Annotated in this window: 9 protein-coding genes; 2 read left to right on the top strand and 7 right to left on the bottom strand. The window is 62.9% G+C overall.

Annotation, left to right across the window (positions count from 1 at the left end):
* The coding region (locus RX395_RS04205; protein ID WP_316365692.1) for a hypothetical protein at positions 1–206 on the top strand (206 nt) is incomplete at its 5' end.
* Positions 207–312: 106 nt separating this feature from the next.
* Here RX395_RS04205 and nifJ read toward each other — a convergent pair.
* From nifJ to RX395_RS04175, 6 genes are all read right to left on the bottom strand, one after another.
* Complete coding sequence (nifJ, locus tag RX395_RS04200) at positions 313–3,852, bottom strand: pyruvate:ferredoxin (flavodoxin) oxidoreductase (RefSeq protein ID WP_138374371.1); 3,540 nt, start codon at positions 3,850–3,852, stop codon at positions 313–315.
* Positions 3,853–4,301: 449 nt separating this feature from the next.
* Complete coding sequence (locus tag RX395_RS04195) at positions 4,302–5,240, bottom strand: FHA domain-containing protein (RefSeq protein ID WP_316365689.1); 939 nt, start codon at positions 5,238–5,240, stop codon at positions 4,302–4,304.
* Between the two features lie 3 nt (positions 5,241–5,243).
* Positions 5,244–7,088, bottom strand: a complete 1,845-nt coding sequence (locus RX395_RS04190) for a serine/threonine protein kinase (protein WP_316365688.1) — start codon at positions 7,086–7,088, stop codon at positions 5,244–5,246.
* Entirely contained in the window at positions 7,085–7,990 is a 906-nt protein-coding gene (locus tag RX395_RS04185; RefSeq protein WP_316365686.1) for a hypothetical protein, read from the bottom strand. The genes RX395_RS04190 and RX395_RS04185 overlap by 4 nt, the downstream gene beginning before the upstream one ends.
* Positions 7,991–8,235: 245 nt before the next feature.
* Positions 8,236–8,832 (bottom strand): recombination mediator RecR, encoded by a 597-nt coding sequence (recR, locus tag RX395_RS04180; RefSeq protein WP_006235173.1) that lies wholly within the window; start codon positions 8,830–8,832, stop codon positions 8,236–8,238.
* Positions 8,833–8,845: 13 nt separating this feature from the next.
* Positions 8,846–9,166: a YbaB/EbfC family nucleoid-associated protein gene (locus RX395_RS04175; protein WP_006235174.1), complete on the bottom strand. Its 321-nt coding sequence runs from the start codon at positions 9,164–9,166 to the stop codon at positions 8,846–8,848.
* Positions 9,167–9,507: 341 nt separating this feature from the next.
* On the opposite strand from RX395_RS04175, the gene RX395_RS04170 reads away from it, so the two are divergent.
* The gene (locus RX395_RS04170; RefSeq protein WP_316365683.1) at positions 9,508–9,981 is read left to right on the top strand and encodes a hypothetical protein; all 474 of its coding nucleotides are present in this window, start codon (positions 9,508–9,510) and stop codon (positions 9,979–9,981) included.
* 21 nt (positions 9,982–10,002) lie between these two features.
* On the opposite strand, the gene dnaX is transcribed toward RX395_RS04170, so the two are convergent.
* Entirely contained in the window at positions 10,003–12,474 is a 2,472-nt protein-coding gene (dnaX, locus tag RX395_RS04165; RefSeq protein WP_316365681.1) for a DNA polymerase III subunit gamma/tau, read from the bottom strand.
* Between the last annotated feature and the right edge of the window lie 99 nt (positions 12,475–12,573).

Genomic DNA, 12,573 nt, shown 5'->3' with positions numbered 1-12,573 from the left:
CGGCGAAGGTCAGCCAGGTGAGGGCGGCGTCCATACTGGGCACCAGCGAGAAGTACATCTCGATGCTGGAGAGGGGCCAAAGGGAGCTCAAGCCCATAAGGAGGGCCTACGAGGCATGGGTCGAGGCCGGACTTCCGCTCGATTGGGACGGGCAGGCCTTCGAGGCCGAGCGCAAAATGGATTCTAAAAAACACCTTGCCAAATAGGAGCGTCAGGACGAAAGAACCCCCGCCGCACGTAATGCGCAGCGGGGGTTCTTTCATGTCCGAGGACGTCCGCGAAGGCTAGCCCTCAGATCCTGCGGTGGGAGACCTAGGCCTCGTTGTACACCGTCTTGAGCTTCAGCAGATGCTGATAGCGGTCCATGGCGGCCTGCTCGTTCTCCTTGAAGAGCTCCTCGGCGCGCTCGGGGAAGGAACGCGTCAGCGAAGCGTAACGGGCCTCGTTCATCAGGAACTCCTGATAACCGCCCGCGGGCTCCTTGGAATCGAGCGAGAACTTCTTGCCGGCAGCAGCCTCGGGGTTGAAGCGGAAGAGGTTCCAGTAACCGCACTCGACAGCCTTCTTCATCTCGGCCTGGCAGTTCTGCATGCCACCCTTCTTGATGGAGTGCATCTCGCAGGGGCTGTAGCCGATGATGAGGGACGGGCCGTCGTAGGCCTCGGCCTCGTGGATGGCCTTGAGGGTCTGAGCCGGGTTGGCGCCCATGGCGACCTGCGCCACGTAGACGTAGCCGTAGCTCATGGCGATCTCGGCCAAGGACTTCTTCTTGGTCACCTTACCGGCAGCGGCGAACTGAGCGACCTGGCCCAGGTTCGAGGCCTTGGAGGCCTGACCGCCGGTGTTGGAGTAGACCTCGGTGTCGAAGACGAAGACGTTGACGTTGTGGCCGGAAGCCAGGACGTGGTCCAGGCCACCGAAGCCGATGTCGTAGGCCCAGCCGTCGCCGCCGAAGATCCAGAAGGACTTCTTGGTGAGGTAAGCCTTGTCGGCGAGGATCGCCTTGGAAGCGTCGCAGCCGCACTTCTCGAGCTCGGCAACGTAGGCAGCAGCAGCGGTCTTGGAGGCCTCGGCGTCGTTGACGGAGTCGATCCAAGCCTGGCCGGCGGCCTTGAGCTCATCGGACGGACCATCGGCAGCGATGATGTCCTGGGTAGCGGCGATCAGCTTCTTCTGGACGGCCTCGTAACCGACGGCCATGCCCAGACCGTGCTCGGCATTGTCCTCGAACAGGGAGTTGTTCCACGCCGGGCCGTGACCGTCCTTGTCCTTGCAGTAAGGAGCGGTGGCAGCGGGGTTGCCCCAAATGGAGGAGCAGCCGGTGGCGTTGGAAATGAACATGCGGTCGCCGGCGACCTGGGTCACCAGACGTGCATAGGCGGTCTCGGCACAGCCGGCGCAGGAGCCCGAGAACTCCAGGTAGGGCTGCTTAAACTGGCTGCCCTTGACGTTGGCCGCGATGAGCTCCTTCTTCTCGGAGACGTTCTCGACCATGTAGTCCCAAACGGGCTGCTGGTCCATCTCCTGCTCGGTGGGAACCATCTCGAGGGCGCCCTTGGGGCAGACCTTGACGCAGTTGGTGCAACCCATGCAGTCGAGCGGGGACACAGCCATAGTGAACTTCATGCCCTTGGCCTTGGGGCCCATGGCGTCGAGCGTGCGGGTAGCCTCGGGCGCGGCGGCAGCCTCGTCCTCGGTCATCGCGAACGGACGGATGGTGGCATGCGGGCACACGTAGGCGCACTGGTTGCACTGGATGCACTTGGTCTCGTCCCAGTGGGGAACGACCACGGCGACGCCGCGCTTCTCGTATGCGGAGGCGCCCAGCTCAAACTGGCCGTCGGCGCAATCGACGAAGGCGGAAACAGGCAGGCTGTCGCCGTCCATGCGATCGATGGGCTCGAGCAGGTTCTTGACCTGCTGGGCGATAGCGGACTTGGTCTCCTCGGAGAGCTCGACGGGAGCGGCATCCTCGGCGGTAGCCCAGTCGGCCGGAACCTCGAACTTACGGAAAGCGGTAGCGCCGGCATCGATGGCCTTGTGGTTGGCGTCGACGATGGCCTGGCCCTTCTTCATGTAGGACTTGGTAGCCGCGTCCTTCATGTACTGCAGGGCGTCCTCGGCGGGCAGGACCTTGGCCAGCGCGAAGAAGGCGGACTGGAGCACCGTGTTGGTGCGCTTGCCCATGCCGACCTTGGCCGCCAGGTCGATAGCGTCGATCAGGTAGACGTTGACGTTGTTGTTCGCGATATAGCGCTTGGCCACGGCGGGCATGTGCTCGGCGAACTCCTCGTCGCTCCACTGGCAGTTGACCAGGAAGGTGCCGCCCGGCTTGACGTCGCGGACCATCTTGAAGCCCTTAACGATGTAGCTGGGGTTATGGCAGGCGACAAAGTCGGCCTTGGTCACGTAGTACGGCGAACGGATCGGGGAATCACCAAAGCGCAGGTGCGAGACGGTGACGCCGCCGGTCTTCTTGGAGTCGTACTGGAAGTAGGCCTGGACGTACTTGTCGGTGTGGTCGCCGATGATCTTGATCGAGTTCTTGTTGGCGCCGACGGTACCGTCGCCACCCAGACCCCAGAACTTGCACTCGATGGTGCCGGGGGCTGCGGTGTTGGGCGCATCCTCGGCCTCGGGCAGGCTCAGGTTGGTCACGTCATCGACAATGCCGATGGTGAACTCGCGCTTGGGCTCGTCCTTCTTAAGCTCCTCGAAGACAGCGAACGCGGACGCGGGAGGCGTGTCCTTGCTGCCCAGGCCGTAACGGCCGCCGACGACCTTGATGCCCGTCTTGCCGGCCTCGTAGAGAGCGGAGACGACGTCCTGGTAGAGCGGCTCGCCGATGGAACCCGGCTCCTTGGTGCGGTCCATGACGGCGATCTTTTTGACGGTCTCGGGGAGAACGTCGACGAAGTGCTTGATGGAGAACGGACGGAACAGACGGACCTTGACCAGGCCGACCTTCTCGCCGTGAGCGTTGAGGTAGTCGATGACTTCCTCGAGCACGTCGCAGAAGGAGCCCATGCACACGACGACGCGATCGGCATCGGGAGCGCCGTAGTAGTTGAACAGGCCGTAATCGGTGCCGAGCTTCTCGTTGATCTTCTTCATGTAGCCCTCGACGACGGCGGGAAGCTCGTCGTAGACCTTGTTGCAGGCCTCACGGTTCTGGAAGAAGATGTCGCCGTTCTCGTGGCTGCCGCGGGTGTGCGGGTGCTCAGGGTTGAGCGCGTGGTCGCGGAAAGCCTGGACGGCGTCCATGTCGCACATCTCGGCCAGATCCTTGTAGTCCCACATGGCGACCTTCTGGATCTCGTGGCTGGTGCGGAAGCCGTCGAAGAAGTTAAGGAACGGGGTCTTACCCTCGATGGCGGCAAGGTGAGCCACCGGCGAGAGGTCCATGACCTCCTGGACGTTGCCCTCGGCGAGCATGGCGAAGCCGGTCTGGCGACAGGCCATGACGTCGGAGTGATCGCCAAAAATGTTCAGGGCGTGGGAAGCGACGCAACGCGCGGAGACGTGGAAGACGCCCGGGAGCTGCTCGCCCGCGATCTTGTACATGTTCGGGATCATCAGGAGCAGACCCTGAGAAGCCGTGTAGGTGGTGGTCAGAGCACCGGCGCCCAGCGAACCGTGAACGGTACCGGCTGCACCTGCCTCGGACTCCATCTCGACGACCTTGACCGGGGTGCCGAAGATGTTCTTGCGACCCTGGGCCGCCCACTGGTCGACATGGTCGGCCATCGGGCTGGACGGCGTAATGGGATAGATTCCCGCTACCTCGGTGTACGCATACGAAACATATGCGGCCGCCTCGTTGCCGTCCATAGACTTAAACTTACGCGCCATATACCCCTCTCCTCTCATATAGGTATACAGGCCCCGGCGATCGCCGGGATGTTGGCGTGATGGGATTTTCGCTGTTGCTTCCAATCATCTGGCAGGCAGGCTCAGCAGCAGGTACATGGCGTGGAGAGAAGGCATGCCGAGGCGAGGAGGGCTGCACGCGCTCCACAAGCCCAGCTACCCGTCTTGCACATGACCGAGCGCCGCAAAGGCCGCATGCCGGATGCTCCCGGGCACGCCCCGGCGATGGGAAGCGCCCGCAACGGAAATCCGCATGCGGGTTTATTGTACCCCGCCGTCAAGTGTAATTTCGGCAAATATAGGCGGGCGGTAAAGGTTTACCCCGACTGACCGCCAAGGGGCGAAATGGCCCCTCGTCCCGAGCGGCCGGCCCTGGCGCGCCAAGGAGTGTCCCCAAGTACCGGCAGAAAAGGAACGTCCCTAACTGCCGGCTAGAGGGCACCGAAGAGGATGGCGTAGGTAGTGGATTCGCCGAGCTTGAGCTCGTCGCCGGGATTGAGTTGGGCGGAACGGCCGGGCTCGACCTGAATGCAGACGCGCGTGGCCCCGTTTACCACCACGGTTCCGTTGGTGGACGACAAGTCCTCGACGTGCCAGATATTTTGAGCATCGCACCAGATATGGGCATGGCGGGCCGAGACATCGTCGCCGACGTCGGTAATATCGCCCTCACCAGCGTCCAGCGCGCCAATCTCAACACCCTGCTCACTCGGCTGAATCCAGCGCGGGGCACTCACGACAAAACTGTTTTGCACGCGTAGTAAGCCCAAGGGGTGCGCCGGGGCGGGTTCGCGCTCGCCTGCGGTCATCGACATGCCAAGCGAATGCGGCGTGGAGGTGCCTCCGCCACAGGTCGCGTGCGCGTAGTCGATGGCATAGTTCACCGAGGACCGCACATCCGCCGAACAACCGACGGCGACAAACAGCACCAGCACGGCCTCGGCGCGCTCGGCGGGCATGAGTTCCGCCGCCTGGGACAGGCGATCGAGCGCGTTGCGATAGAGATTCGTGTCCTGGTGGCACTCTTCGAGCGCGCGTACCATCGGTTCACCTGCAGGACCGCACACCATATTGATCACAGCCGTGGAGTCCATGGAATTGCGCTGGCGCAGGGCCAGTTGCGACATAATACGCGCAGCCGAGGTACCGTATTCGGCAAAGTAGCGCTGCTGAAGCGTGCCGACCGGCGCGCGAACGATAAAGCGGGAAACCCAAGAGCGATCGGCGGCTCGGCTCTGCGGGCTGCGGCCGTCGGCGAGCGGACGGGACGAAAGCACCAAGCCGCACAGCTCGATATGGCTCAGATGCGCCGCGCGCTTAAAGATGTCAAACATGGCCCCGCATGGGGTGAGCTCAACTTGAGATGCCATGACCTAGGCCTCCTTGGTCGTAGAAATAGAATCGGACGATACTTCGACAGGTCCGCCAAAAGTACGGGCAGCTGCGGCTCCACCGGCAAGCGGAGTCGCCATCTGGGCTTTTGTGCGTCGCGGTGCCGAAACGGGAAGTTCAAAGGCAAAGCCCATCGCAAGCAAAAACCATGTAAGCGTATAGGTTGCAACCAGAGCGGCAACAAGGCCGCCCATCACGGCGCGTTGGGAAAATACGCTACATGCAGCCACAACCAGCACCGGAACCTCGCAGGCAGAAAGCGCAAGCACGCCCTGCAGGAACCCCGAGCGCCGATTGCGCGCAAGTGCCCCCGTGGCAACGCCGGCTATGCCTGGCAGCGCCAACGCCAGTGCGGCAATAATACCCGGTAGCGACCCAGACCACACGAGCGATCCCAAAGTCGCCGTCACGCGAGCGCCCGACGCCAGCAGCGCGGCCGAAACCACGACCACAGCCCAAACCACGCCACAGACAACCGCCGCGCCGACCATCAGCGCGCGACGAACCGCGCGGCCGGACGCATCCATGGGACACGGCGTGAGCGGCTCGCCGCGGAGCGAACGACCGACATTTTGCGCATAGTGGTCACAAAACGCCGAGAGCGCCGCCTCGACCGCCGCCGGCTCGGGACGATCTTTTTGATGGCTGGACAGGCAGGCCATCACCACGTCGAACAGCTGGGCATCGACAAACGCCAGCGCATCGCGTAGCTCTTCGGAATCCGGCTCAAGCCCCAGCTGCTGGGCCTGCTCGGCCGCGGCGAGCGCCACATCGGGCTCACGACGAAGCAGCTGAGTCAAATCGCAACCGGGCGCATGGGCACCAATGGGATAGTCGGGCCGCGTGTCCATCTTGAGACGGTAGGGGCTGGCGATGTCACGCGTCTTTTTGCGCGAACCCGAGATGCCCGAAGTGCCCGGCGCGGCTTCGTATGGCGCGACGCCGGCAATGAGCTCGTAAACCGTGCTTGCCGCGGCGTAGACGTCGATCGCCGGCGACATACGCAAAGCGCGCAGGTCGGGAATATCGCCGGCGAGCATCTCGGGCGGGGCATAGGCAACCGTCGCGCGACGCAGCGTGGCATAACGCTCCGTAAACGACGCCTTGCCGCCGGTACCGGCCACGGCCGACGCAGGCTCGAGCGCCAGCGACGAGCCAAAGTCGATCAGGCACAGGTCAAAGGTGCCCTCGGCAAGCTGCCGGTCAAGCGGCAGGCGCGCCGTACGCACCATAATATTAGCGGGCGAGATATCGCGATGGACAAAGCCCTCACCCACCAGGCTCATACGGTAGAGCAGATCGAACAGGTCGCGCCCCAAGCGCGCCGCCACAAGCGGCGACAGGCGTCCGGCATCGTCCACGGCGAGTCGCGAACGCAAGCGGGCGAGCGTCTCGCCCTCGACCCATTCCATGACAATTGCAGGCACACCGTCGACCTCGCCCCAGCCATAGAGGCGGGGAAAGCCCTTAAGGCCCGAAAGGACGCGATGGCATTCATATTCCTCGCGAAACGCCGCTTTGAACTTGGCGACCAGCGCCTCATGGGCGGCGGCATCGTCAAACTCATCGCGCGTCGGCAAGATGAGCTGCTTGAGTGCCACGGCCTCGCCTTGGGCGTTGACGGCACGCGTCACGCGGCCGATACCGCCACGGCGCATGGTGGCATCGTCGGCAAACAGCATCGTAAAACGACGCAGATAGGCAGGCAGTTCGTCCTGACCGAGCGCAATGGCCGGCTCAAACCCGTCGACACGCGCCAGGCGCAGGCCGACCATGGAATCGCGACCGAGCGATTGTGGTGTGGTGGATGCAAGATCGGTCATCATAGGGCAAGCGCCGCCACGTTATTGTTGAAGTTACCGAGCGCGACGTCATCATCGCCGTAATGGCCGACCCATTGACATAGGTTGGTGTAACAGCCCCACAGATTGGCATACTGCTGATACCACTTTGACCGGGGCGAGAATGTCTGACGACCGAACTCGGCTCGAATGACAAACATCTCCCCGACCAGGCTGTCGCACGGCCTGGGATCTCCCGTAGAGTTATAGGTCGAGACCACGTCATTGGCACGAGAAACATAGCCGTCGAGCATGTTGTACTTGGTCAGAAGCCAACTGTGAATGCTCTCTTCCTCAGCAGCGGAAAGGCCACCGGAGTTTGTATCGTTGTCAGCGTTGCCGCCCGTCGAGCCGCCGTTTCCAGACCCTCCGGTAGAGGAACCCGGCCCAGAGCCGCCGCCCAAACTCGATGAATCCGAGCCGGAGCCAGAAGTATCCGAGCTACCGGGCTTTCCGGACTGCTGGGCGTCCTGCTCCTTCTGCTGCTCGACCTTATTCACCGTTGCCGCCACGCTATTGTTGGACAACCGATCGATGATCTTGGTGTTGGTGAGCACGATGGTTTTGCCATTGGCAAGCGTGACTTCGTTGTCCGGGGCCTCGGCGCCGTCCGCATCGTCGGTGCCAAACACAATATGCGCGACCACACTTGCCCAAGCATATCCAGTCGTGGTACCCAGATCACTTTTGACCTCATGCCCCACACGCGGTTCGCGTGCGGCATGCGCCTGCATCATGGACGGCACGGTCATGCCATAGGCAGAAACGCCAGCTATGACCAGCACCAGCGAGCACGATAGCAGTGCGTACGCCCGCGGCGCCAAGCCCAGTCGGCGTCGCATGCGCACCGCGGCGCCGCGCTTTGTCTGAGTGCCACCGGGCCGCATGCGTTCTCCTCCAAGAAAAACACGCCGCTCAGAAGCGGCGCATTCATTCAAATCCATATTTGAGTGTATCAGCGAACCCAAAAGGTTGCGCAACGAATGGGCAAATTAAGGATGCGAGCGGAAGCATCCATGCGATAAGCGGATACGAAGCATCTTTGTTGCACAACAAACTCACAGTCGCACGGGGAAATTATGACCAACCCGTGAGTCGCGAGGAAAACAAACAGCAGGAGCAGGCTCGCCACCTAAATCGCGCGACGGGCCTCTATGGCGCGGCCAAGCGTAAGCTCGTCGGCATACTCCAAGTCGCCGCCCACGGGAAGGCCGCTTGCCAGACGCGACACCTCGACGCCCAACGGCTTGATGGTACGGGCCAGATAGCTCGCCGTGGTCTCGCCCTCAATATTGGGGTTGGTGGCGATGATGACCTCGTGGATGTCCTCGTGGCCCAGACGCGCCAGCAGCTCGCGGATGTGCAGCTGCTCAGGGCCAATCTTGTCCATGGGGCTGATCACGCCGCCCAGCACATGGTACAGGCCGTGGTAGCTGCCCGTGCGCTCGATCGCCTGGACGTCGCGCGGCTCGCCCACCACGCAAATACGAGTGGTATCGCGCATCGGGTCCTGGCAGATGGAACACTCGTCGGCCGTGGCGTAGTTAAAGCAACGGCTGCAAAAGTGGACCTCTTGCTTGACCTCCAGGATGGCCTCGGCCAGGCGGCGGGCCTCCTCGGCATCGGCCTCGAGCAGGTAATAGGCGATGCGCTGAGCCGACTTGGGACCAATGCCCGGCAGACGGCCCAGCTCATCGAGCAGTTTTTGCAGACTGTGATTCGCACTCATATATATGCGTGTCTTAGAACGGCATGCCCGGGATGTTGAGGCCGCCGGTGATGGCGCCCATCTGCTTGTTGGCGAGCTCGTTGACGCCGCGGACGGCCTCGTTGACTGCAGCCATGATCATGTCCTGCAGCATATCGACGTCCTCGGGATCGAGGGCATCGGGATCGATGGTGAGGTTGACGAGCTCCATCTCGCCGTTAACGGTCACCTTGACCATGCCGCCGCCGGCAGAGGCGTCGACGGTCTGGGACTTGAGATTCTCCTGCGCGGCGGCAAGCTGCTCCTGCATCTTGCGAGCCTGCTTCATCATCTGCTGCATGTTCATACCGGCCATGATGGCTCCTTTACGTGCGGCCGCGCGACAAGCTGCAAGGGCAGCCGGAGCACGGCGGGACTTTCAAACTCAAAAATCGTACCACGGCGCGGGGCAAGCAAGCGGGGCGGACGTGTTCCCTCAGTCGATATACATGTCCTGGAGTGCAAGCCGCGCCCAAAGATTATGCAAAGTTGAATAATTCGCATCTGCATAATATTGAAAGCTAAATCTTGTAGAGCCGGAATCCGGCATTTTCTGCATCCAGCTAGATAACAAAATGCCGAACCGCTGCTCGAGGCGGCGCTCATGATGGCAGGGTATAATTTGATTGTCACAGACAGCAATTTGGAGGTGCCCCCATGAATGCCCCCGACGCGCTCCAAAACATCCGCTCAAAACACCCCGTTGCATATGTGATTCTCTATCTCTTTGTCGGCTGGGCATTGCTGGTTGTCATCACCCATGCTATAGCCTTTGGAGCAGAACTGCTGATAGCCAGCTCGGACCAGCCCATCGTCAAATGGGAAGCGACCGATAAGTGCACCGACGGAACTCGAACCATTTACTACAACAGCCCGTCCCTCTACCAAGAGTTCAAGGTCAAGATAAAGGACTCCAAGATTGTCGATGCCGAACTAGGCTCTTTATCGACAATCGGAGCAACCGTCAACGCCGAGCAAGTCGAGCACACGGACAGCCATGCGACGTATCGTATCGACCTCAGCATCCTAGGCCGACCGTCACGTACCTGTCTGCTCGAATGCGAGATACGCGGCACCGCGTTGCACATGTCCGAAATACAGATGCGCCCGGGCAAAGAGATCTCTTCTTGAGCAGCATACCCGCCCGCACGGTTACTCCACCGGTTTGAAGATGGTGGCCTGACCGAAGACGCTGCGGATGAGGGCTTTGGCCTCGTCCTCGGTCTGCGGGATGCTTGGGGCTGCGCCTTGATGGCCGAAGGGACTGCCCGCGCCGGGGCTGGACTCCCAGGGAGCTACAGGAGCGTCCTCCTCTTTGGGGGCAGTTGCAGCGGGCTTGGGCGCGGGCGTCGCACCCGGCACGTCGAACGGAGGCAGATCATCCCCGCTCGCATCGCCGGCAAAGCCGCCGACCATAGCGTCGTCGTAGGGCACCTGCTCGGATTCCCACGGCGCGACAGGCTGAGCCTTGGGGGCAGCCGAGCGCTCGGACGCACGGGGTGCGGGCTCGGTCGGGAGCTTACCCGTAGCAGGAGCGCCGGCGGGGTTGTCGGAGCGTAGCCAGGGGGCTTTGCCCAGGTCAGACGACTTGGGCGCGGGCGAGACGGGCTTGGGCGCGGGTGTCGGAGCAGCCGGTTTGGGCGCCGCAGGCTTAGGCGCCGACGGGGTCGATGCCACTACCGGCGCCGCTTGCTGCTGCGGCGCGCTGGCGCTCGAGGATGCAGGGGCCGCCGAGGACACGGGTTGCGGGTCCGCAGATGCCGCAGCCCGTGCAGATGGAGAATGCTCCTCATGTTGAGGAGCCGGCGTGCCACCCCCATCCAGGACATAGTCGACGGTACGACGACCGAAGACCGCGCAGACCGTCGGCAGGACCACCGACTGCGTATCGGCGCGACCGAGCATCTTAATGGCAAAAGTCGAACCCGCGGGGAACGAGACCGTGAGCTTGGAGCCGTCGTCGGCCGTGGCGCGGGCGTTGAGCAAAAGCCCTGCGTAGGAAGCCTGACGCGCCTTGACACGCTCGACAACCTCGGCCCATTTGCGCTGCAGCTCTCCGGCATCCTCGACCGCGGGCGTCTCGGCAGCACCGGCGGCGGCAACCTGGGCGGCATTGTTGGACTGGGGCTTAGGTGCCGGAGTGGTGGCAGGCGCGGGGGCCGCAACGGGCTGAGGCGCGGGGGCCGGCGCAGGCTGAGGTGCAGGCGCTGCAGGCTTGGAAGCTGACACGGACGCAGGACGGGGCGCAGGCTGGGCAGCCGGAACGGCAGCGCCGCGGTCCCAAGGCATGCCACCCTGATGCGCGGACGTAGCAGCGGGGGCAGCGGATGCCACCGAAGTGGCAGCACGGGCGCCCGAAATGAGCGTCGGCTGTTGGGCAGCAGCGGGTGCGGATGCAGCAGGCGCACCCGCTTGAGCAGCAGTCACGCTCGCCGGAACGGCGGCATTGGCAACCATGGCCTCCAGGCGTGCCACGCGCTCGGCCAATGCCTCAATCGTTAAATCGGCCTCGGGACGTGCCAGACGCGTGCAGGCAATCTCGAGCACCAGGCGCACGTCGCTCGCGCCCCTCATCTCCAGTGCGGCATCGTCAAGCACTGTCAGCACACGGGCCAGGCGGTCGGCAGGATGCTCGCCAAAGGCAGCGGCCTCGGCAGCAAGCGCCTCGGCCTGCTCGGAGCCACCCTCAAACAGCTCGGCACGGGCACCGGCAACGCAGGCAACGTACACGTCACGCACATGCGCCACCAGGTCGCGCGTCAGCTCCAGCAGGTCGTTTCCTTCCTCGACCTGCGCACGGATCAGTCCATAGAGCTCGGCAACATCGCGATCGGCAATGGCGCGGGAAAACTCGCCCAGAATCTGGTCCGAAACCTCGCCTAAAAGCGAGCGGGCGTCGTCCGCATGCACAGAACCGTTGCCAAAGACGCTCAGCTGCTCCAGCGTGGACAACGCGTCGCGCATGCCGCCCTTTGCATGGCGCGCCACGATAGCCAGCGCCTCGTCGTCGTAATCGAAGCCCTCCTGCTCGCACACGTATGCCAGGCGATGCTCGATATCCTCGTTGCCGATGCGATGGAAATCGAAACGCTGGCAGCGTGAGAGGATGGTCTCCAAAATCTTTTGCGGGTCGGTGGTGCACAGCACAAAGATCACGTGTGCCGGCGGCTCCTCAAGCGTCTTGAGCAGCGCGTTGAACGCCGCCGTCGTGAGCATGTGGACCTCGTCGATGATATAGATCTTGTACTTGCCGCGCACCGGGGCAAAGTTGACGGAGTTGATGATCTCCTCGCGCACGTTGTCCACGCCGGTACGGCTTGCGGCATCGAGCTCGTAGACATCGGGGTGGTTGCCCTCGGCGATGAGCTCGCACTCCTCGCAAGTACCGTCGGGCATGCAGCCGCTTGCACCCTCGGCGCGCGCCGCCTCGGCATTGCGGCACAGCAGCGCCTTGGCCAGAATGCGCGCCATAGTGGTCTTGCCCGTGCCGCGCGGTCCACAGAACAGGTAGGCGTGGGACAGGCGCCCCTCGGTGATAGCGTGTTCGAGCGTCGAGACGATATGCTGCTGGCCCACCACGGAGTCGAAGGTGAGCGGGCGATACTTTCGGTACAACGATTCCATGGGTGCTCCCCCGGGTATACTGAGACTTGTTGCCGCGACGACCATGCGGTCGCACGGCATACTGCATTCATAATAACCCGTACGGCGAGCCCGCCGCGA

The sequence above is a fragment of the Collinsella aerofaciens genome (assembly GCF_032584215.1).
Lineage (GTDB): Bacteria > Actinomycetota > Coriobacteriia > Coriobacteriales > Coriobacteriaceae > Collinsella.
This window is presented reverse-complemented; position numbering and strand designations above follow the sequence as displayed.